Below are 21,832 nucleotides of genomic sequence, written 5' to 3' on the forward strand. Positions count from 1 at the left end.
AAGAGGCCCCGTGGTCCCTCGCGGGCGCCCGGGACCTCCCTCAGCGCCCGGTGAAACGCCGGGCCTCGTCCAGGTGGGCGGTCAGCCGGGCCCGGATGTGCGCCGTCGCCTCGTCCAGCGCCGCGCGGGTCCGGCGGCCGTTCGAGGCGGCCGCCTCGAAGGGGTCGCCGAACACGACGTCGACCCGGCTGCGCAGCGGCGGCAGCGCCGACATCAGCCGGCCGCGGCGCTCGGCGCTCCCGAGGACGGCCACGGGCACGATCGGCGCCCCGCTGCGCACCGCGAAGTAGGCCAGCCCGGCGCGCAGTGCGGCGAAATCGCCCTCGCCCCTGGTGCCCTCGGGGAATATCCCGAGGACACCGCCGTCGGCCAGCACCCCGAGGGCGCTGGTGATGGCGGTGCGGTCGGCGGCCGCACGGTCCACCTTCAGCTGACCGATTCCGCGCAGGAACGGGTCGAGCGGACCGACGAACGCCTCCTTCTTGATCAGGAAGTGGACGGGCCGGGGTGCGGTCCCCATCAGCATCGGACCGTCGATGTTGTGGGAATGGTTCACCGCCAGTATGACCGGCCCGCCGGCGGGCACCCGCCATGCGCCGAGGACACGGGGCCTCCACAGCCCGTACATCAGGCCGATCCCGATCCCGCGTCCGACCGCCGCGCCGCGTGGTGAGGGCGAGCCCGTGGTGGCTCGGGTCACTTCGCGGTCCGCTTCTCCTCGACGAGGGTGACGACGCACTCGATGACCTGCTGGAGGGTCAGCTCGGTGGTGTCCACCTCCACGGCGTCGTCCGCCTTGGCCAGCGGGGAGGTCTTGCGACCGGAGTCCGCCGCGTCGCGCTTGATCAGCGCCTCCTTCGTGGCGGTGAGATCGGAGCCCTTGGTCTCCTTGCTGCGACGGGCGGCGCGCGCCTCCGGCGACGCCGTGAGGAAGATCTTCAGGTCGGCGTCCGGCAGCACCGTGGTGCCGATGTCGCGGCCCTCGACGACTATGCCCCGCTCGGCCGCGGCGGCGATGCCGCGCTGGAGCTCGGTGATCCGGGTGCGCACCTCCGGGACGGCGCTGACGGCGCTGACGTTGGCGGTGACCTCCTGGGTGCGGATCGGGCCCGAGGCGTCCGCGCCGTCGACGGTGATCGTCGGGGCGGACGGGTCCGTGCCGGAGACGACGGCCGGCTTGGCAGCGGCGGTCGCCACCTCCGCGGCGTTCTCGACGTCGATGCCGTTGTTCAGCATCCACCAGGTGATCGCCCGGTACTGGGCGCCGGTGTCCAGGTAACTCAGGCCGAGCTTGGCGGCGACGGCCTTGGACGTGCTCGACTTGCCGGTGCCGGAGGGGCCGTCGATGGCGACGATCACTGCGGCCGGGGCCGTCCGGGCGGCGGCGCTTGCGGTTTCCACGGTGGTGGACACCTTCCTGATGACACGGGGTGGGCGAACGGGGGCGCGCGAACCCGCCCCGCACAAGGTTACCGAGTGTCGAGCCGGTCCTCCGCACCCCTGTGGACAACCGCACACCGCCCCGGCCCTCGCGCCCGGGGCCGCCGCCCGATTCCACCGCCCCGTGCCCCGGTCCCGCGCTCCGCGCCCCGCCCGTCCCGGTCCGCTGCCGGGCGCCGGCCTACTGCCGTATGGCCCAGCCGCGCTCGCGCAGCGCCGCGGTCAGCCCGACGGCGGTGCTCGGCTCGACCATGAGCTGGACCAGGCCCGCCTGCTGCCCGGTGGCGTGCTCGATGCGCACGTCCTCGACGTTGACCCCGGCCCGTTCGGCGTCGGCGAAGATCCGGGCCAGTTCGCCCGGCCGGTCGCTGATGAGCACGGACACCGTCTCGTACGAGGCGGGAGCCGCCCCGTGCTTGCCGGGCACCCTCACCCGCCCCGCGTTGCCGCGGCGCAGGACGTCCTCGATGCCCTCGGCTCCGCCGCGGCGGCGGTCGCCGTCGGCGGACTCCAGCGCACGCAGCGCACGCACCGTCCCGTCGAGATCGGCGGCGACCCCGGCCAGCACGTCGGCGACCGGACCGGGGTTGGCGGAGAGGATCTCCACCCACATCCGCGGGTCGGACGCGGCGATCCGGGTGACGTCCCTGATGCCCTGCCCGCAGAGGCGTACGGCGGTCTCGTCGGCCTCCGCCAGGCGGGCGGCGACCATCGACGAGATCAGCTGCGGGGTGTGGGAGACCAGGGCGACGGCCCGGTCATGGGCATCGGCGTCCATGACCACCGGGACGGCCCGGCAGAGCGCGACCAGTTCCAGGGCGAGGTTGAGGACCTCGGTGTCGGTGTCGCGGGTCGGTGTGAGGACCCAGGGGCGGCCCTCGAAGAGGTCGGCGGTGGCCGCGAGCGGGCCGGACCGCTCCTTGCCCGCCATGGGGTGCGTTCCGATGTACGGGGCGAGATCGACGCCGAGCGCCTCCAGCTCGCGGCGCGGGCCCCCCTTGACGCTGGCCACGTCGAGGTAGCCGCGGGCGACGCCGTCCCGCATGGCGGTGACCAGCACCGAGGCCACGTGGGCGGGCGGCACCGCGACGACGGCCAGGTCGACGCGGCCCTCGGGCGCCTCGTCCGTACCGGCGCCGAGCGCCGCCGCGGTGCGGGCCGACTCGGGGTCGTGGTCGACGAGGTGGACCCGGATGCCGCGCCCGGCCAGGGCGAGGGCTGCGGAGGTGCCGACGAGGCCCGTTCCGATGACGAGGGCGGTTCTCACTGGGCGATGTCCTTGCGGAGGGCGGCGGTGGCGCCGAGGTACACGTGCGTGATCTCGGACTTGGGAAGGTAGGTCTCGATGTGCGCGAGGATCCGCACCACGCGGGGCATGGCCCCCGCGACGTCCAGCTCCTGGGCGCAGATCAGCGGCACGTCGACGATACCGAGCCCGCGTGCCGCGGCGGCCGGGAAGTCGCTGTGCAGGTCGGGTGTGGCGGTGAACCAGATGCTGATCAGGTCGTCCGCGACCAGGCTGTTGCGCTCCAGGACGGCGGTGAGCAGGTCGCCGACCCGCTCGGCCATGTGCCCGGCCTCGTCCTGCTCCAGCTGGACGGCTCCGCGGACCGCTCGAACCGCCACGTCGTGCTCCTGACTCTCGTGTACATGATCCTTCCGCACGACCAGCCTAAGGGCTGTGGCCGGGGAGGACGCCGGGATGCTCTCCCCGTGGGACGGAGGGCGATTCATCGACAATGTCGGCGAGAACCGGGGCCTCCGCCACCGGAACGCGGTGGGACCGCACCGGCCGGCCCCCGAGGCGCGGGCCGGTCCGGCCCCCGGAAAAGGCGCGGCGCGGCGCACGGCCGCTCGCGTAGCCTCGCGGGCATGACGAGCCCCGAGGCCGAAGCCCTCGTACGCGATCACACGGTCTACTCGTGCGTGATGGGCTCGCACGCCTTCGGGCTCGCCACGGACGGCAGCGACACCGACCGGCGCGGCGTCTTCCTCGCACCGACCCCGCTGTTCTGGCGGTTCGACAAGCCGCCGACCCATGTCGAGGGGCCGGCGGAGGAGCAGTTCTCCTGGGAGCTGGAGCGCTTCTGCGAGCTGGCCCTGCGCGCCAACCCCAATGTGCTGGAGTGCCTGCACTCGCCGCTGGTGGAGTACGTCGACGACGTGGGCCGTGAACTCCTCTCGCTGCGCGGGGCGTTCCTGTCGCGACTGGCCCATGGGACCTTCGTCCGGTACGCGTCCGGGCAGCGAAGGAAGCTGGAGGCGGACGTCCGGCAGTACGGGGCGCCGCGCTGGAAGCACGCCATGCATCTGCTGCGGCTGCTGACCAGCGGCCGGGATCTGCTGCGCACGGGCGAGCTCGTGATCGAGGTGGGGCCGGCCCGGGAGGAGCTGCTGGCGGTGAAGCGCGGCGAGGTGCCCTGGACGGAGGTCGAACGCCGGATGACCCATCTGGTGGAGGAGAACGACGAGGCCGCGCGGACCTCACCGCTCCCCCCGCACCCGGACCGCTCGCGCGTGGAGGACTTCCTCGTCCGCACCCGCCGGGCGTCTGCGCTGTACTCGGCCGCCCCGTTGGTGACACGTAGCCGTCGGTAGGGCGGCGTCCGCGCCCGGGAGTGCCCGGTGCCCGGAGCGTTCTGCCCGGACGGCCGACCGGGCCCGTTCCGCGAGCGAGGACGGGACGAGGAGGCGCTGCGTCTCCGTACGCACGGATCAAGCGTCCCAGAGCGCCCCCAGCGCCAGCAGGTCGCTCCGGTACTCGATCCGCTCCGCCCACTCCTCGGGCCAGGCGCCCGCGCCCAGACGCGCACCGGCGAACGCGCCGGTGAGGCAGCCGAGGGAGTCCGAGTCGCCGCGGGTGCAGGCGGCCCGGCGCAGGGCGGTGACGGGGTCCTCGGGGAAGAGCAGGAAGCAGTGCAGGGCCGTGGCCAGTGCCTCCTCGGCGACCCAGCCGTCGCCGGTGGCCTCGCAGGGGTCGGTCTCCGGGGACGGGTCGCGCAGCGCGTCCTGGACGCGGGCCAGGGCGGTGAGGCATTCCTCCCAGCCGCGCCGGATGTACTGCTCCGGGGAGGAGTCGCCCGCGTGGCGCCAGAGGTCGCCGAGCCAGCGCGTGAGGTAGCGGCCGCTGTTCTCGTACGCGTAGCTGCGCAACTGCCCGATCAGGCCCTTCGGCTCGGCGCCCCTCGCCAGCAGGTACACCGCGCGGGCGGTCAGGTCGGACGCGGCGAGCGCGGTCGGGTGGCCGTGGGTGAGGGCCGCCTGCAACTGGGCGGCTCCGGCACGCTGCTCGTCGCTCAGACCGGGGGCGAGTCCGACCGGCACGACCCGCATGTTGGCGCCGCAGCCCTTGGACCCGGTCTGGCTGGCCTCCTGCCACAGCCGGTCGCTGTCGAGCAGCCGGCAGGCGGTCATGCAGGTGCGGCCGGGGGCGCGGTTGTTGTCGGGCGAGTGGTACCAGTCGACGAACTCCTCGCGCACCGGGCGGACCAGTCGCAGCGGGGTGAGCAGCCCGCGGTCCATCGCGGTGCGTATGCCCCGCGCCAGGGCCAGCGTCATCTGGGTGTCGTCGGAGACGTACGCCGGCTTCGGCAGCCGCATCTGCCGCCACGGCCCGCACTTGGCGAGGATCGACGGCACGTTGTTGAACTCGGTGGGGAAGCCCAGGGCGTCGCCGAGCGCCAGCCCGGTCAGCGCGCCGGTGGCGGCCTGTTTGGTGGTGGTCCTGGTCATGGTCACGGGGTTCTTCCTTCCGGGGTGAGAAACGGCCTTTCGATGTCGGGGGCGGCCTTCCGGGGTGGCCGTCCGGAGGCAGGGCGGCCTTCGGGGACGGGAGCGGGCTTCCGGAGGCGGGGGGCTGTGGTCGGAGGGGATTCCGCGGCCTCGGGGTGCTCCCCGGGCCTCAGCGGTGGGCGAGCGCTCTCAGTGGTGGTCCTCCGGTCTCAGGAGCGGAGGGTGCAGGGCGGTGGCGGCACCGGCCCGGTAGAGCGCCGCGGGCTTGCCCCGTCCGCCGGTGCGGCGCGGCGCTCCCTCCACGGCCTGCACGAAGCCGGGTGTGGTGAGGACCTTGCGCCGGAAGTTGGGCCGGTCCAGCGTGACGCCCCAGACCGTCTCGTACACCTGCTGGAGTTCCCCCAGGGTGAATTCGGGCGGGCAGAACGCGGTGGCCAGGCAGGTGTATTCGAGCTTGGCGCAGACGCGGTCGTACGCGTCGGCGAGGATCCGGTCGTGATCGAAGGCGAGCGGTCCGGTGGCCCCGGTGTCCCACCAGCGGGCGCCGGCGGCGTCTCCGCCCCCGCGCGGTTCGGGCAGGTCGGGGACGAGCGCGGCGTAGGCGACGGAGACGACCCGCATCCGCGGGTCGCGGTCCGGGTCGCTGTAGGTCCGCAGTTGTTCCAGGTGGAGGGCCGAGGCCGTGTGCGCGGCCAGCCCGGTCTCCTCGGCGAGTTCCCGGCGGGCGGCTTCCTCGGCGGACTCCCGGGGCCGGACGAAACCGCCGGGCAGCGCCCAGCAGCCCCGGTACGGCTCCTCGCCCCGCTCGACGAGCAGGACGTTCAGTCGGGCGTCGCGGACCGTGAAGACGGCGAGGTCCACGGTGACCGCGAACGGTTCGAAGGCGTACGGGTCGTAACCCGCGGGGACACCGGTGCTCATCGGTGCTCCGGGAGGGGCGGGGCGAAGTCCCAGCCGGCGGTGAGCAGGGCGTCGACGGCCGCGACGGCGGTGGCCAGGCGTTTCGGGTGGGGCCCGGTGAGTTCGACGAACCGCCTTCCGGTGCGGGTGAGTTCGGCCCGGAACCGGTCGGTCGTCCAGGGCCGCAGTTCCTCCCCGTCGCGCAGCCCGTCGTCCTCGAACCCCACGCCCTCGTGGTCGGTGAGCAGCCACAGGTGGTGCGGGACCCGGTCGGCGATCTCCTCGACGAGGGGGTTGCGGCCGCCGACGTAGCGCTCGTGCCAGACGGTGGTGGCGAAGGAGTCGGTGTCGCAGAAGAGCACCGGCGAACCAGCGCGCGCGGCGGCGTCCTCCGCGTCGTTCTGCGCCCGGGCGATCAGTGGGAAGTCCTCGGTGCCGAAGGTGACGTCCGCCCACCGGGCGTCGGGCCGGCGGGCGCGCAGCGCGGCCAGCTTCCGTTCGCTGAACTCCCGTCCGTACTCGGCGACATACCCGGTCCGCGCCCAGACCCCGCCGCGCCTTCGGTAGTGGTCGGTGAGCGCGCGGGCCATCGTCGTGGTGCCGGTGGATTCCGCGCCGAGGACGACGACCCGGCGGGTGAGGGCGGCCCGTACGGGCGGTTCGAGGAAGTCCCAGCAGCCGACCGGGTCCTTGCGGACGGCGGTGCCGGAGACCGGGAAGACCGTGCGGTCGGGGTCGACGCAGACGGAGGCGGAGGCGGCGCCGAACCGGCGGGCCAGCTCGTCCCCGTACGGCTCGGAGGTGAAGACGGCGTCCACCGGCTCCGGCACGGCCCGGGTGAAGACGGCCATGTGCGCGTCCCAGACGGCGGGGTCGTGGAGGTCCATGGGGATGTCGTCGACGGCGCCCACGACCCGCACGTCCGGGTGCGTCTCCCGCATCCATGCCACCCGGTCGGCGAGCGGCACGGACTCGACCGAGGCGGCGCAGACCAGGACGGTCAGCCGCTCGCACCGGTCCTGCGCGGTGCGGACGAGGTGGTGGTGGCCGGCGTGCGGCGGATAGAACTTGCCGAGGACGAGCCCGTGTCCGAAGCGCTTCACGCCGCCACCTCCACCGGTCGCCGCCGCTGCGGCGTGGCGAGGTCGCGCCGCCAGCCGCGCAGGCCGATCAGGCACAGCATCAGGAAGCCGATGTACAGCAGGGAGGTCAGATAGAGCTCCTTGTGCGCGTAGAGCGGGATGTACACCAGGTCGGCGGCGATCCAGAGCCACCACGACTCGACGAGCTTGCGGCACTGCCCGTACGTGGCCGTCAGGGACAGCGCGGTCGTCAGGGCGTCCCAGAAGGGCACGGTGGAGTCGGTGGCCCGGTCCAGCAGGACGGTGAGGGCGAGCGTCCCCACCGCCCCCGCCGCGAGCAGCAGGACCCATTCGGTGCGTGTGGTGCGACGCACCGGCAGGTCGGGCGCACCTGGTCCACCCCCGTGGGTCCAGGTCCACCAGCCGTACGCGGCGAGGGCGATGAAGACGAGTTGGAGGCCGGCATCGGCGTACAGGCCGGACTGGGCGAACAACACGATGAAGAAGAGGTTGTTGGCGATGCCGATCGGCCAGTTGGCGATGTGCTGGCGGGCCACGAGCCACACGCACAGCGCCCCGCTGCCGAATCCGAGCACCTCGGTCCAGCTGACCGGGGTGCCGAGGACCGTGACCAGGGGTTGCTGCAGGGGATCAAGGACGTCCGCGGGACTCACTCCGCCTCCTTTATAGTCATCCTGACTATAAAGGAGGAACCCACACGACGAAAGGCCCGCGGCTGGTTCCTGTCCGACTTTCGACGACAGGAACCGGCCGCGGGCCTTGGATACGGGCGAAACCGGAGCGCCGCGGGCGCGAGGCACCGGAACACGTGCCCGCCCCGTCACCGCGGACGGGGACGGGGACGGGGCTACAGACCGACCTCGTGCATCAGCATGCCCACCTCGGTGTTGGTGAGACGGCGCAGCCAGCCCGACTTCTGGTCGCCCAGCGGGATCGGCCCGAAGGACGTGCGGACGAGCCGTTCGACCGGGAAGCCGGCCTCGGCCAGCATCCGGCGGACGATGTGCTTGCGGCCCTCGTGCAGGGTCACCTCGACCAGGTAGTTCTTGCCGGTGTTCTCGACGACCCGGAAATGGTCGGCGCGGGCGTAGCCGTCCTCCAGCTGGATGCCGTCCTTGAGCCGCTTGCCCAGGTCGCGCGGGAGCGGTCCCTGGATGGCGGCCAGGTAGGTCTTCTTCACCCCGTACTTGGGGTGGGTCAGACGGTGGGCCAGCTCCCCGTGGTTGGTGAGCAGGAGGACGCCCTCGGTCTCGGTGTCGAGCCGGCCGACGTGGAAGAGCCGTGTCTCGCGGTTGGTGACATAGTCGCCGAGGCACTGACGGCCGTCCGGGTCCTCCATGGAGGAGACGACGCCGGCGGGCTTGTTCAGTGCGAAGAAGAGGTACGACTGGGCGGCGACGGTCAGCCCGTCGACCTTGATCTCGTCCTTGTGCACGTCCACGCGGCGGCCCTGCTCCAGGACGATCTCGCCGTTGACCTCGACGCGCCCCTGGTCGATCAGCTCCTCGCAGGCACGGCGCGAACCCAGCCCGGCCCGGGCGAGGACCTTCTGCAGCCGCTCGCCCTCCTGCTCCGCTCCCGGGAAGGTCTTGGGCGTCCTGCGCTCGGGCCGGTTCGCGTACCGGTCCCGGTTGCGCTGCTCGATCTTGGCGTCGAGCTCGCGCGGACGGGACGGGGCATCCTGCCGACGCTGTCCGCCGGTCCGGCCGTCACGGGACTGCGGGGCCCTGGGGCCGCCCTTGGCGCCGCCGCGGGCCGCCGTGCCCCGGCCCTTGCGGGGGCCGTCGCCGTCCTGGCCTCCCGGAGCGCCCGCGTCGTAGCGTCGCTCCTCCGGCCGTGGCCTGCGGGGACGCTGTCCCTGCCCGCCGTCGCGCCCGGCACCGGCACCCCGGGGATTCCGGTTGCCGCCGCTCCGGCCGCCGCCGCTTCCGCTGTTCCTGCCACTGCTTCGCATCAAAATTCCGTCTTGTCGTCTGCGTGGGTTTCGAGGGTGTCCGGTGCGTCCGGATCGAACGACGGCACACCCTCTCCCGTCTCGGCCTCGATCGCGTCCGCCTCGGGGAGGAAGGGCGCGAGCTCCGGGAGCTCGTCCAGGCCGCGCAGGCCCATCCGCTCCAGAAAGTAGTTCGTCGTCCCGTACAGGATCGCACCTGTTTCGGGTTCCGCGCCCGCCTCCTCGACGAGTCCCCGCTGGAGGAGGGTCCGCATGACCCCGTCGCAGTTCACGCCGCGGACCGCGGAGACCCTCGACCGGCTGACGGGCTGGCGGTACGCGACCACCGCCAGGGTCTCCAGCGCCGCCTGGGTGAGCCGGGCCTGCTGGCCGTCCAGTACGAAGCCCTCGACGGCCGCCGCGTACTCGGGGCGGGTGTAGAAGCGCCACCCTCCGGCCACCAGCCGCAGCTCGAATCCCCGGCGCTGGGCGGTGTAGTCGTCGGCCAGCTCGCGCAGCGCGTCGGCGACGGCCGCACGGGGCCGCTGGAGCACCTTGGCGAGGTGTTCCTCGGTGGCGGGCTCGTCGACGACCATGAGGACGGCCTCCAGAGCGGGCTTCAGCGCGAGCTCCGCGACGGCGGGGCCGGTGATGTGCTGCTGCGTCATGCCTTCCCATCCTCCTGGGCTTCCCGGGCCTCGCCGCCGGTGCCGGTGCGACCGCCGTTGCCGCTACCGCCCTTCCGGGAGTGTGCGGCGGACGCCTCCGCCCCGGCCTCGTTCCTCCGCGCGTCGCGCTCCCCGGTGCCGTTCCCGGCCTCGGTCTCGTTGCCGTCCTCGTCCCCGGTCCCGCTGCCCGCCTCCGCGTCGAACTCGTCGGTGACGACGGGCTCGGTCCCCTCTCCCCCGGCCCAGCGCACCAGGAGTTCCCCGAGGGCCTCGTCCTGGTCGAGCGCGACGGCCTTCTCCCGGTAGAGCTCCAGCAGCGCGAGGAAGCGGGCCACGACGGTGAGGGTGTCCGGGGCGTCCCGGGTCAGCTCCCGGAAGCTGATTTCCCCCGCCTCGCGCAGCCGCGCCACCACCACCTCGGCCTGCTCCCGCACGCTGACCAGCGGTGCGTGGATGTGCTCGACGTACACCCGTGGCTCGGGCTTCGGCCGCATCGCCTTCACGGCGAGCCGGGCGAAGCCCTCGGCCCCGATGCTGATGACGACCTCGGGCAGCAGTTCGGCGTGGTGCGGCTCCAGCCCCACGGTGCGTGGGAAGCGCCGCCCCTCCGAGTCGAGCCGGCCGTCGAAGATCTCCGCGATGCGTTTGTACGCGCGGTACTGGAGCAGCCGGGCGAAGAGCAGGTCCCGTGCCTCGAGCAGCGCCAGGTCGGCCTCGTCCTCCACCTCGGCGGCGGGCAGCAGCCGGGCGGCCTTGAGGTCCAGCAGGGTCGCGGCGACGACGAGGAACTCCGTGGTCTGGTCCAGGTCCCAGTCCGGTCCCATCGCGTGGATGTGCGCCATGAACTCGTCGGTGACCCTGGACAGCGCGACTTCGGTCACATCCAGCTTGTGCTTGGAGATGAGCTGGAGGAGCAGGTCGAACGGTCCCTCGAAGTTGGCCAGCCGAACGGTGAACCGCCCCTCGCCCGGCTGTGCCTCACCGGGCTGCTCGCCGTCGGACGGCCCGTGGTCGGACGACCCGCCGTCGCCCGGGACGGGGAACCGGCCGGATACCGCTGTTCCGGAACCGGACGCGGCCGGACCGGGCACGGTCGTGGCGGACGGCTCCGGTACGGGCCCGGTCGCGGCGTTCCCGGGCGGACCCGCGGGCTCGGGGGACGGATCGGGTGCCGCCTCGGCGCGGCCGGACGCAGCGGGTCCGGACGCGTCGGATCCGGGCGCGCAGGCTCCGGGCCGAACCGGGCCGGGTTCCCCCGGGCCCGAGGGTGCCTGGCCGTTCCCGGTCCGCGGCACGGCGACCGGCTCGCGCCCGGCCCCTCCGCCCTCTCCCTCACCCGGCGCCGGCGCGGCCCGGCCGCCCGGACCGCGCCCCAGGGGGCGGCGAGGGGTACGGGCGGGCTCGTCGGTCGTCGGCATGGGGGTCCTGGGGCATGGGGATACGGACGGCGGGCCGTGGCCCGTACGGAGCGGTCCGGCCGATCGGCCTGCGGCGGCGTCCTCGGCAGGCGGCCGGCCGCGTCGGCACTCCCGGCAGGCTACCGGCGCTCCGGTCAGCGACCGCGCAGCCGCCGTACGAGGATGCTCGCGTCGCCCCGCGATTCCAGGTCGGCGAGCACCACCGCGACCGCCTCCCGGACGATCCGCCCCCGGTCGACCGCGAGCCCGTGCTCCCCGCGCAGCACGAGACGGGCGTGTTCGAGGTCCATCAGTTCCTCGGCGGAGACATAGACCGTGATCTTCTCGTCGTGGCGCTCCCGCCCGCTGGGCCGCCGGTTCGCCCCGCGCCCGCTGCCGCGCCTGCGCTGCTGCTGCTGCACGGCGGAGACGGGCGCCGTCTCCCGGGCCGGGGACGAGGCCGGCCGGGACCTGCGCGCCGGCTGCCGGGCCGCCGTCCCCTGGTCCCCGTCTGCGTCGCGCCCACGCGGTTCCCCGGTACCGGCGTCCGCCGCCGCTCCCTCTTCCCGGCCGTCGGCCTCCTCGGCCGCGTCCGCCCCGGTCCCCTCGGCCCCGGGATCGTTCTCACCGGCGGGGCCCGGCACCCGGGCCCCGCCGTTCGCCTTGCGCCGCCGGTCCACCGGGGACGAGGGCTGCAGCCCCGTCCCCCCGGTGGTACGGAACAGTTCGTCGGCTCCAGGCAGACTCACTCGGCGTGACACCGGGCGAGCACCTCCCTGGCGAGCTGGCGATAGGCGGCGGCACCGACCGAGTTGGAGGCGTACGTGGTGATGGGCTCACCGGCGACCGTGGTCTCGGGGAAACGCACGGTGCGCCCGATGACGGTGTGGTAGACGTGGTCGTCGAACGCCTCGACGACGCGCGCGAGCACCTCGCGGCTGTGCACCGTACGGGAGTCGTACATGGTCGCGAGGATGCCGTCGAGCTCCAGCTCGGGGTTGAGCCGCTCCTGGACCTTCTCGATGGTCTCGGTGAGCAGCGCCACTCCTCGCAGGGCGAAGAACTCGCACTCCAGCGGCACTATGACCTTGTGCGCGGCCGTCAGCGCGTTCACCGTGAGCAGGCCGAGCGAGGGCTGGCAGTCGATCACGATGTAGTCGTAGTCGGCCATCAGCGGCTTCAGGGCGCGCTGCAGCGTGGACTCCCGGGCCACCTCGCTGACCAGCTGCACCTCGGCGGCCGACAGGTCGATGTTGCTCGGCAGCAGGTCCATGTTCGGGACCGCGGTCTTCAGCAGGACCTCGTCGGCCGACATCCCCCGCTCCATGAGCAGGTTGTAGACCGTGAGGTCGAGCTCCATCGGGTTGACGCCGAGCCCGACCGACAGGGCGCCCTGCGGGTCGAAGTCGACGAGCAGCACCCGGCGCCCGTACTCGGCCAGCGCGGCACCCAGGTTGATGGTCGACGTGGTCTTGCCGACGCCGCCCTTCTGGTTGCACATCGCGATGATCTTCGCGGGACCGTGGTCGGTCAGCGGGCCCGGGATCGGGAAGTAGGGCAGGGGCCGACCGGTCGGGCCGATCCGCTCGCGGCGCTGGCGGGCAGCGTCGGGCGCGAGGGTGGCCGCGTACTCCGGATCGGGTTCGTACTCGGCATCGGGGTCGTGGAAGTGCCCGTTGGACACCTCGTCGAAGTCGGCGAAGCGGGCGGTCTCTCGGCCACTCTCGTTGCCGGCCATGGCGTTCACGTGTAGGCCGTCCATCATCTGGGGGGCTGTCGTCATGTGCTGATTAGTGGCGAAGGTGCGGACAGCGACGGAGCCGACAGCCTGCGGCCCGTGCGGGCCCCGGCCCCGTGCGAGCGTCCCTGGACGCACACCCCCGGGAGTAAATGTCGACTCATTCACAAGTCGTCTTACCTCCTTGGAAGTGACCAGGAAACTTATCGATAGGTCAGCGTGGCACCATGCCGACGTTTGGTGACTCTATGGCGTGTCACCGCTTCGCAGCAACACAATGCGCCGGACCCGGCCGGTTGTGTCGGCAATCGAACAGCTCCCTGTCAAGGGTGCGTGGCCACCGAGACGCGCCGTTATCGGGTGTGCGAATCGGTCGAAGGGCGGCGTTCGCGACGAGTTGCGCGACGGCCGGCCGGCTCCCGGCACGCCGTCGGGCCGGACCCTGCTCGGCAGGGTCCGGCCCGACGTATGAGGTTGACGGGGGCGGGGAGGCACCCCCTCGCGCACCGCTCGGACTGCGGGGAGCGTCAGCCGAGGAGCGTGCTCAGCTCGACGTGCTCCAGGCCGTGCGCCTCGGCCACCTGACGGTAGACGACCTTGCCGTCATGGGTGTTGAGGCCCTTGGCGAGGGCGGGGTCACGGCGCAGCGCCTCGACCCAGCCGCGGTTGGCCAGCTCCACGATGTACGGCAGCGTGGCGTTGGTGAGGGCGTAGGTGGAGGTGTTCGGCACCGCGCCCGGCATGTTCGCGACGCAGTAGAAGACCGACTCGTGGACCTTGAAGGTCGGCTCGGCGTGCGTGGTCGGGTGGGAGTCCTCGAAGCAGCCACCCTGATCGATCGCAATGTCGACAAGTACGCTTCCGGGCTTCATCCGGGAGACGAGCTCGTTGGTGACCAGCTTCGGGGCCTTGGCGCCCGGGATGAGCACGGCGCCGACGACGAGGTCGGCCTGGAGGACGGCCTTCTCCAGCTCGAAGGCGTTGGACACGACGGTCTGCACCTTGGTGCCGAAGATCTTGTCGGCCTCGCGCAGCTTGTTGATGTCCTTGTCGAGCAGCGTGACGTGGAAGCCGAGACCCACGGCGATCTGCGTGGCGTTCCAGCCGGAGACGCCACCGCCGATGACGACGGCCTTGCCGGCCGCCGTACCCGGGACGCCGGCGGGCAGCACGCCGCGGCCGCCGGCCGAGCGCATCAGGTGGTAGGCCCCCACCTGCGGGGCCAGCCGGCCCGCCACCTCGGACATGGGCGCGAGCAGCGGCAGGGCGCGGTTCGCGGCCTCGACGGTCTCGTACGCTATCGCCGTCGTGCCCGACTTCAGGAGCGCGTCCGTGCACTCGCGGGAGGCGGCGAGGTGCAGGTAGGTGAAGAGCGTCTGGTCCTTGCGGAGGCGGTGGTACTCCTCGGCGACCGGCTCCTTGACCTTGAGCACGAGGTCCGCGGCGGCCCAGACCTCGTCGGCGGTGTCGAGAATCTGCGCTCCGGCGGCGATGTACTCCCCGTCCGTGATGGAGGAGCCGGCCCCCGCGTCCTTCTCGACGACGACCTGGTGGCCGTTGCGCACGAGCTCGTTCACACCGGCGGGCGTGATCGCCACGCGGAACTCGTTGTTCTTGACTTCGCGGGGGATGCCGACCTTCACGTCGATCACGGTCCTTGGCTCAGAGGGGTCACCCGGACATGGCTACCCATACCCGGATAGAAACTGCGTAATGAGAGACACCGCGAACACACGCGGTACAGCCAGTCTAATGAAGGATTTCTGACTGTCTAGCCTTACAAAGCACTAATTTTCTGTCACCGCACTACGGATTTCGCAGGTGTCACCCTCGTCCCGGAGCAGGCTGTGGGCCAGTCCCCGGTGCAGGCGGGCCGCGGCCGGGTCGCCGAGCCGCTCGAACGTGTCGGCCAGCCTCAGCTGCAATGCGGCCTGGAGCCGCATGTCCCCGGCCTGGCCGGCCCAGTGGACGGCCTCCTGGCAGGTCTGCAGCGATTCGCGCGGCCGGCCCGCGTACTCCTGCACCCGGGCCGCCTCGCTCAACGCCCGCGCCTGGCCCGGTACGTCGCCCAGCCTGCGGTACCCGGCCACGGCGGCCCGCCAGTGCCGCAGGGCCTCGCCGTACCGCCCGGCGTAGGTGTGGACGGTGCCCAGCCGCCCGTACAGCCGCGCCTCGTCGGCCCGCTCGCCCCGGGTGAGGCGCTGGGCCAGGGCCCTCCCGTACCAGTCGGCGGCCCGTTGGTAGTCGCCCAGCTCGGCGTAGGCACCGCCTACGGATTCCATCGCACGGCCGGTGGCGTAGGGATCCTTCGCGGCCCGTCCGGCGTCCAGCGCCGCCCGGTAGCGGGCGAGCGCCTCCCGCGTGCGGCCGGTCCCGACGTCGAGATCGGCGAGGTTGAGCAGCGCCGCGGCCCGCTCCCGCGGCAGCTCGCGCCGCTCGGCGACGGCCAGGACCAGACCGTGCAGTCCGTACAGGTCGGCCGCGGCGGCCTCGGTGCCCTGGTGCACGGCCATCACCCGCACCAGCGCGGACACCAACCGCCTTGCCAGGGTGTCGAGTCCGCCGTCCGCCACGGCGAGCCGGGCCGACGCCAGCAGGGCCGGCCGCCGGCTCCGCAGCCACGCGGCGGCGGCCTCGGGATCGGGGAAGCGCAGGGAGTGCGGCAGCGCGGCGAAGCCGCCGCGGGCCGGGGAGTCCTCGGGCTCGGTGACCGCCCGGCAGGACTGCAGCAGCCGTACGGTCCGCTCCAGCATCCGGGCCCTGGCGAGCTGGACCTCCGCGGGCCGGTCCCTGGCGTCCAGCAGCGCCCACAGCAGCGGTACGAGGCAGCCGGGCACCTCGTACTGCGGCTGGTCCGCGGCGTCGGTGCGCAGCAGCCCCAGGTCCACGAAATCGTCGAGGACCGTCCGGGCGGTGTGGACGGAGCAGCCCGCCAGCGCGGAGGCGGTGTGGACGTCGGCCGTTCCGCCGGGGGCGAGGACGAGCAGGCGCAGCGTCCGGGCGGCGGCGGGCGGCAGGGAGTCGTGGACCAGCCCGAGGACGCGGGCCAGCGGGCGGGCGCCGGTGGACTGCTCGCGGTCGTCCGGCTGCTCGCGCAGCCGCCTGGTGAGGTCGGAGACCGAGGCCATGGGGTGGGCGGCGAGCCAGCCGCCCGCCAGTATCAGGGCGGCGGGCAGCCCGCCGCACTCCTCGGCGAGGGATTCCGCGGTGCGCGGGTCGACGGTGATCCTCACGTCGCCGATGAGTCCGGCGAGGAGCCGGACGGCGGACTTCGCGTCCAGGCCGCCGAGTGTGCAGGGCCGGACGTCCGGGATGCCGGTCAGCGGGCCTTCGGAAGTGGCGACGACGAGGCAGTCGGAGTCGTCCGGGAGGAGCGGGTCGACCTGCTCGGCGTCCGCGGCGTCGTCGAGCAGCAGCAGGGCACGGCGTCCGGCCAGCGCCTCGCGGACCATCTCGGAGAGTTCGTCCGCGTCGGCGCCGGGCGGCCCGGTCACGCCCATCTGGTCGAGCAGTTCGCGGGCGGTGCGCTCGGTGGGCACCCGGGCGCCGCCGGGTTCGGTGAGCCGGGCGCGGAACGGGCCGTCGCGGCGGTCGTCGGCGGCGCGCAGCCGGCGGACGAGTTCCGCGGCGAGCGCGGTGCGTCCGGAGCCGGGGCGTCCGGCGATCAGCAGGACCCGGGCGCGGGCGGGTCCGCGGCCGGCCAGGGTGTCCAGTCCGACATGCTCGATGTCGGCGTGCAGTTGCCTCAACTCGCGGGCCCGGCCGAGGAATCGGGGCGGTGTGGCGTCGGACGGCCCTTCGCTCCCCGCCGTCTCGGCCGGGCTGCCGGTGTCCACCGCCTGATCCGTCACGGGTCACGCTCCACTTCCGCCGCACGCATCGCCCGCCGAGTGTCCGGTCAGGGCGTTCCGAGCGTAGTTCAGACGTATGGACGATCCGTGTGGAGCGTGGCGCGGAGGTCCCCCATTCGGATCATCGCCTTGTCCGATCAGAGGGGGATCCATCCGGTCGGCGGATGGGATCCGACCGTGCCGCCGGAGCCGACGGCCTTCAGGCCTCGAACGGGCGGGCCGGCCACGGCGCCACGGCCGGGCGCAGCGCGTCGGCCCCGTCGCCCGAGAGCACCGCCGCGAGCGAGAGGACGCCCACCACGAGGCAGTTGTTGTGCAGGTCCCCGGCGAGGACGCCCCGCACCAGCTCCTGGAGCGGCACCCGGGCCAGCTCCATGTCGGCCTCTTCCTCGGAGACCTCGTAGCGCTCTCCGTCCGCCTCGGAGAGCCCGCGGGCGAGGAAGATCCGTACGGCCTCGTCGCAGCCGCCGGGCGTGGTGTAGACATCGGTCAGCACCCGCCAGTCCTCGGCCTTGGCGTGCGCCTCCTCGTAGAGCTCGCGCTGCGCGGCGTGCAGCGGGTTCTCCCCGGGGACGTCGAGCAGTCCGGCCGGGATCTCCCAGAGCTTGTGGCGCACGGGGTGGCGGTACTGCCGGAGCACCAGGACCCGGCCCTCCTCGTCGAGGGCGAGGACGGCGACCGAGCCGGGGTGGACCTGGTAGTCACGGCGCACGACCGTGCCGTCGGGCATCACCACCTCGTCGGTGCGGACACTGGTCTTGTTGCCGGTGAAGGGCGTCTCGGTGGCGGTGACCCGCCATTCCTCCGGCGTGTCCTGGATACCCATCTACGTCCTTCCACAGAAAAGGGGAAACCGGGGCACGCGTCCTCGTCGGACCCGTGCCCCGGTCAACGTTAATGCCTGCCCACCGCCGGACTACTCGCCCGACGGGGCACCCTGCCCGCCGTCGGCTTTCGCACCGGTCTTGCGCTCGACGGCCGCCTTCACCAGGCCGGCGAAGAGCGGGTGTGGGCGGGTCGGACGGGAGCGGAGCTCCGGGTGCGCCTGGGTGGCGACCAGGTACGGGTGGACCTCGCGCGGGTACTCGACGTACTCGACGAGCTTGTTGTCCGGGGAGGTGCCGGAGAAGACCAGTCCGGCCTTCTTCTCCAGTTCGGCGCGGTAGGTGTTGTTGACCTCGTAGCGGTGGCGGTGACGCTCCTCCACGTACGGCTCGCCCTCGTAGGCCTCGCGCACCAGCGAGCCCTCGGCGAGCTTCGCCGGGTACAGGCCGAGCCGCATGGTGCCGCCCATGTCTCCGGCGCCCTCGACGTAGGCCAGCTGCTCCTCCATCGTCGAGATGACGGGGTGCGCGGTGGCCGGGTCGAACTCGGTGGAGTTGGCGTCGGGGATCTCGGCGAGGTTGCGCGCCGCCTCGATCACGATGCACTGGAGGCCGAGGCAGAGGCCGAGCAGCGGCACCTTGTGCTCGCGGGCGTACTGGATGGCGCCGATCTTGCCGTTGACACCGCGGTCGCCGAAACCGCCGGGAACGCAGACCGCGTCGACGTCCGAGAGCTGCCTGGCGGCACCGGCCGGGGTCTTGCAGTCGTCGGAGGCGACCCACTTGACCTTGACCCGGGCCTTGTTGGCGAAACCGCCGGCCCGGATGGCCTCGGTGACCGAGAGGTAGGCGTCGGGCAGGTCGACGTACTTGCCGACGAGCGCCACGGTGACCTCGTGGTCGGGGTTGTGGACGCGGTCCAGCAGGTCGTCCCACGTGGTCCAGTCGACGTCGCGGAACGGCAGGTCGAGCTTGCGCACGACGTAGGCGTCCAGGCCCTCGGTGTGCAGCACCTTCGGGATGTCGTAGATCGACTTGGCGTCCACGCAGGCCACCACGGCGGCCTCGTCGACGTCGCACATCAGCGAGATCTTGCGCTTGATGGCGGTCGGCACGTCGCGGTCGGCGCGCAGCACGATGGCATCGGGCTGGATGCCGATGTTGCGCAGCGCGGCGACGGAGTGCTGGGTGGGCTTGGTCTTCAGCTCGCCGGACGGGCCGATGTAGGGCAGCAGCGAGATGTGCACGACGAAGACGTTGTCCCGGCCCACCTCGTGGCGGACCTGGCGGACGGTCTCCAGGAACGGCAGCGACTCGATGTCGCCGACCGTGCCGCCGACCTCGGTGATCACGACGTCGACGTCGTCGGTGGCCATGCGGCGGATGCGGTGCTTGATCTCGTTGGTGATGTGCGGGATCACCTGCACGGTGTCGCCGAGGTACTCGCCGCGCCGCTCCTTGGCGATCACCTGCGAGTAGACCTGGCCGGTGGTGACGTTGGCGGAACCGTCGAGGTCGACGTCGAGGAAGCGCTCGTAGTGGCCGATGTCCAGGTCGGTCTCGGCGCCGTCGTTGGTGACGAACACCTCACCGTGCTGGAAGGGGTTCATCGTGCCCGGGTCGACGTTCAGGTACGGGTCGAGCTTCTGCATGGTGACCCGAAGTCCGCGCGCCTTGAGCAGGGCGCCGAGGCTGGAGGCAGTCAGACCCTTGCCGAGGGACGAGGCGACCCCCCCGGTGACGAAGATGTGCTTGGTCGTCGTGGATGTGGGCTGCTTAGCCAAAGGGGACTCCCGTGGTCGCGGTCATGAGGGGCGTTCCGGCGTCGCCGTCCGGAGGTTCCGGCGTTGCCGTCGCTGCGGTTCGGGGGCCGCGTCTGCTGTCGCCGACGACCACCGGTCCACGGGCTACCAGGGTATCAGCGACAAAGGGGGCCTGCTTCCGGCCACACCCCGCACATTCGCCACACAAGATCATCGCGAGTTGTTCACGCCCTACCCGTTCGGCGCAGACTGGTTGTCAAGACGGTCGCGCGCATCACCCGGGTGCGTCGTATCCTGCTCGGACACTCGCTGCGGGCGAGGTATCGGGTTCGCAGGTTTTCCCTCACATCCTTCTCCCACGACAATCGCTTGTGGTGGCCTCCTGACCCGCATTAATGCCCTACGGGGTGACATGGCCGTTCGACTGGAGATGCACGTGGCCGGGCGCATCGAGGATTACGCACTCATCGGAGACATGCAGACCGCCGCCCTGGTCTGCCGGGACGGCACAGTGGATTGGCTGTGCCTTCCCCGCTTCGATTCTCACGCCGTTTTCGCGGGACTGCTGGGCACCGAGGAGCATGGCTTCTGGCGCCTGGGGCCGGCGTGGGAGGACGAGGAACAGCCCCCGTCCGCGGCTCGCCGCCGGTACCGGGGCGACTCCCTGGTCCTGGAATCGGAATGGGACACCCCGCGCGGAACGGTCAGGGTGACCGATTTCATGCCGCCGCGTGACGGCGCCCCGCAGGTGATCCGGATCGTGGAGGGGATCAGCGGCCGGGTGCCGATGCGTTCGGAGCTGCGGATGCGGTTCAGCTACGGCCGCGTGACGCCGTGGGTGCACAAGGTCGACGGCCGTACGGTCGCCGTCGCCGGGCCGGACTCGGTCTGGTTGGACACCCCCGCGGAGACCTATGGCGAGAACCTGACCACGTACTCCGACTTCACGGTCGCGCCGGGTGACCGGATCGCGTTCACGATCAGCTGGCAGCCCTCGCACCATGAACCACCCGGACTGCCGGACCCGGAGGGCTCGCTGGAGGCGACCGAGGAGTTCTGGCGCGAGTGGGTCGAGCACTGCACGTACCACGGGCCCTACCGGGAGGCCGTGGTCCGCTCGCTGATCGTCCTCAAGGCCCTCACGTACGCGCCGACCGGCGGCATCGTCGCCGCCCCGACCACCTCGCTGCCCGAGGACATCGGCGGCTCCCGGAACTGGGACTACCGCTACACCTGGCTGCGCGACGCCGCGATCACCCTGTCCTCCCTGCTGCGCACCGGCTACCGCGAAGAGGCCCGCGCCTGGCGGGAGTGGCTGCTGCGGGCGGTCGCCGGCGACCCGGAGAACCTGCAGATCATGTACGGCATCGCGGGCGAGCGCGAGCTGGGCGAGGCCGAGCTGGACTGGCTGCCCGGCTATGAGAACTCCGCCCCGGTCCGGGTCGGCAACGGCGCGGCGGGGCAGCTCCAGCTGGACGTGTACGGCGAGGTCACCGAGGCGCTGCACCTCGCCCACATGACGGGGCTGACCCGCAACGACTACGCGACGGGCCTCCAGCTCAAGCTGATCGAGTACCTGGAGAAGCACTGGGACGAGCCGGACGAGGGCATCTGGGAGGTGCGCGGCCCGCGCCGCCACTTCGTGCACTCGAAGGTGATGGCCTGGGTTGCCGTCGACCGCACCATCAAGCTGATCGAGTCCGGTGACGCGGAGGGACCGGTGGAGCAGCTGCGTGAGCTGCGCGACGAGATCCACCGCGACGTCTGCGAGCGGGGCTACGACGAGGAACGCAACACCTTCACCCAGTCCTACGGCTCGAAGGAACTGGACGCCTCCCTCCTGCTGATCCCCCAGGTGGGCTTCCTGCCGCCGGACGACAAGCGCGTGATCGGCACGATCGAGGCGATCCAGCGCGAGCTGTCCACGGAGGACGGCTTCGTGCTGCGCTACCCCACCCACGGCGAGGACGCGGGCGTGGACGGGCTGGAGGGCGACGAGGGCGCGTTCCTGGCCTGCTCGTTCTGGCTGGCGGACGACCTGGCGATGATCGGCCGGGTCGACGAGGCCCGCCAGCTCTTCGAGAGGCTGCTGTCCCTGCGCAACGACCTGGGGCTGCTCGCCGAGGAATGGGATCCCCGGCTCCAGCGCCAGGTGGGCAACTTCCCGCAGGCGTTCAGCCATGTCCCGCTGATCGACACCGCGCTGCGCCTGACGGCGAGCGGGGCGTACGTCGGCTGACCCGGCCCTCTTCCCGCACTCCGGGAAAAGACGCCGGAACTCCGGGCAGGTGCGGGCGCGGCGGACGGGGCGCGGGCCGCTTCTGCCCCCGCCGACCGGGGCGGCGCCCGCCCCTTCCCGTGGCCTGCCCGGTGGGCGGACTCCGCCTCGGGCCCCCGGCGGCACCGTCGGCGCCCCGACCGGTACCGTCCGGACCAGGCCATGTCTTCGAACCGGCGTCGTCCGGCCGGAGGCCGGGCTGCGC

General features: G+C 72.5%; 18 protein-coding genes and 1 pseudogene. 2 read left to right on the forward strand and 17 right to left on the reverse strand.

Annotated elements, in window-relative coordinates:
- Window positions 1-40: 40 nt before the first annotated feature.
- The 4 genes from ACIHCL_RS30175 to aroH form a co-directional block, all read right to left on the reverse strand.
- Window positions 41-700, reverse strand: coding sequence for a lysophospholipid acyltransferase family protein (locus ACIHCL_RS30175; protein ID WP_399866872.1), 660 nt, complete (start codon window positions 698-700; stop codon window positions 41-43).
- A complete protein-coding gene (gene cmk / locus ACIHCL_RS30180) occupies window positions 697-1,413 on the reverse strand; it encodes a (d)CMP kinase (protein WP_399866873.1) in 717 nt (238 codons plus the stop codon). Before cmk ends, ACIHCL_RS30175 begins: the two co-directional genes overlap by 4 nt.
- Window positions 1,414-1,621: 208 nt before the next feature.
- Entirely contained in the window at window positions 1,622-2,707 is a 1,086-nt protein-coding gene (locus ACIHCL_RS30185; protein ID WP_399866876.1) for a prephenate dehydrogenase, read from the reverse strand.
- Complete coding sequence (gene aroH / locus ACIHCL_RS30190; RefSeq protein WP_399866877.1) at window positions 2,704-3,066, reverse strand: chorismate mutase; 363 nt, start codon at window positions 3,064-3,066, stop codon at window positions 2,704-2,706. Before aroH ends, ACIHCL_RS30185 begins: the two co-directional genes overlap by 4 nt.
- Window positions 3,067-3,312: 246 nt before the next feature.
- On the opposite strand from aroH, the gene ACIHCL_RS30195 reads away from it, so the two are divergent.
- On the forward strand, window positions 3,313-4,038 hold the full coding sequence (locus ACIHCL_RS30195) for a DNA polymerase beta superfamily protein (protein ID WP_399866880.1): 726 nt from the start codon (window positions 3,313-3,315) through the stop codon (window positions 4,036-4,038).
- 117 nt (window positions 4,039-4,155) lie between these two features.
- Here the strand turns inward: ACIHCL_RS30195 and ACIHCL_RS30200 are convergent, their stop codons facing one another.
- From ACIHCL_RS30200 to ACIHCL_RS30260, 13 genes and pseudogenes are all read right to left on the reverse strand, one after another.
- Entirely contained in the window at window positions 4,156-5,172 is a 1,017-nt protein-coding gene (locus tag ACIHCL_RS30200; protein ID WP_399866931.1) for an ADP-ribosylglycohydrolase family protein, read from the reverse strand.
- Window positions 5,173-5,361: 189 nt separating this feature from the next.
- Window positions 5,362-6,093, reverse strand: coding sequence for an NUDIX hydrolase (locus ACIHCL_RS30205; RefSeq protein WP_399866883.1), 732 nt, complete (start codon window positions 6,091-6,093; stop codon window positions 5,362-5,364).
- The gene (locus ACIHCL_RS30210; protein WP_399866884.1) at window positions 6,090-7,175 is read right to left on the reverse strand and encodes an AAA family ATPase; all 1,086 of its coding nucleotides are present in this window, start codon (window positions 7,173-7,175) and stop codon (window positions 6,090-6,092) included. Before ACIHCL_RS30210 ends, ACIHCL_RS30205 begins: the two co-directional genes overlap by 4 nt.
- Complete coding sequence (gene pnuC / locus ACIHCL_RS30215; RefSeq protein ID WP_399866886.1) at window positions 7,172-7,828, reverse strand: nicotinamide riboside transporter PnuC; 657 nt, start codon at window positions 7,826-7,828, stop codon at window positions 7,172-7,174. Before pnuC ends, ACIHCL_RS30210 begins: the two co-directional genes overlap by 4 nt.
- A 194-nt stretch (window positions 7,829-8,022) precedes the next feature.
- Window positions 8,023-9,129 (reverse strand): pseudouridine synthase, encoded by a 1,107-nt coding sequence (locus tag ACIHCL_RS30220; RefSeq protein ID WP_399866887.1) that lies wholly within the window; start codon window positions 9,127-9,129, stop codon window positions 8,023-8,025.
- The gene (gene scpB, locus ACIHCL_RS30225; RefSeq protein WP_399866889.1) at window positions 9,129-9,776 is read right to left on the reverse strand and encodes an SMC-Scp complex subunit ScpB; all 648 of its coding nucleotides are present in this window, start codon (window positions 9,774-9,776) and stop codon (window positions 9,129-9,131) included. Before scpB ends, ACIHCL_RS30220 begins: the two co-directional genes overlap by 1 nt.
- Window positions 9,777-9,931: 155 nt before the next feature.
- Window positions 9,932-11,194, reverse strand: a pseudogene (locus ACIHCL_RS30230) (segregation/condensation protein A); the annotation flags it as partial.
- Window positions 11,195-11,328: 134 nt separating this feature from the next.
- Window positions 11,329-11,922: a hypothetical protein gene (locus tag ACIHCL_RS30235; protein ID WP_399866891.1), complete on the reverse strand. Its 594-nt coding sequence runs from the start codon at window positions 11,920-11,922 to the stop codon at window positions 11,329-11,331.
- Entirely contained in the window at window positions 11,919-12,956 is a 1,038-nt protein-coding gene (locus ACIHCL_RS30240) for a ParA family protein (protein WP_399866892.1), read from the reverse strand. Before ACIHCL_RS30240 ends, ACIHCL_RS30235 begins: the two co-directional genes overlap by 4 nt.
- 482 nt (window positions 12,957-13,438) lie before the next feature.
- Window positions 13,439-14,563 carry an alanine dehydrogenase gene (gene ald / locus ACIHCL_RS30245; RefSeq protein ID WP_399866894.1) on the reverse strand — a complete coding sequence of 375 codons (1,125 nt, stop codon included), beginning with the start codon at window positions 14,561-14,563 and terminating at the stop codon, window positions 13,439-13,441.
- A 135-nt stretch (window positions 14,564-14,698) separates the two neighbouring features.
- Window positions 14,699-16,762, reverse strand: a complete 2,064-nt coding sequence (locus tag ACIHCL_RS30250; protein WP_399866897.1) for a tetratricopeptide repeat protein — start codon at window positions 16,760-16,762, stop codon at window positions 14,699-14,701.
- A gap of 199 nt (window positions 16,763-16,961) precedes the next feature.
- Window positions 16,962-17,588 carry an NUDIX domain-containing protein gene (locus ACIHCL_RS30255; RefSeq protein WP_399866900.1) on the reverse strand — a complete coding sequence of 209 codons (627 nt, stop codon included), beginning with the start codon at window positions 17,586-17,588 and terminating at the stop codon, window positions 16,962-16,964.
- A gap of 90 nt (window positions 17,589-17,678) precedes the next feature.
- Complete coding sequence (locus ACIHCL_RS30260) at window positions 17,679-19,370, reverse strand: CTP synthase (protein WP_399866901.1); 1,692 nt, start codon at window positions 19,368-19,370, stop codon at window positions 17,679-17,681.
- Window positions 19,371-19,785: 415 nt separating this feature from the next.
- Between ACIHCL_RS30260 and ACIHCL_RS30265 the strand changes: the two genes are divergently transcribed.
- Window positions 19,786-21,588, forward strand: a complete 1,803-nt coding sequence (locus ACIHCL_RS30265; RefSeq protein ID WP_399866934.1) for a glycoside hydrolase family 15 protein — start codon at window positions 19,786-19,788, stop codon at window positions 21,586-21,588.
- Window positions 21,589-21,832 lie beyond the last annotated feature (244 nt).

It is taken from the genome of Streptomyces sp. NPDC052042 (genome assembly GCF_044548345.1).
Taxonomy (GTDB): Bacteria; Actinomycetota; Actinomycetes; order Streptomycetales; family Streptomycetaceae; genus Streptomyces.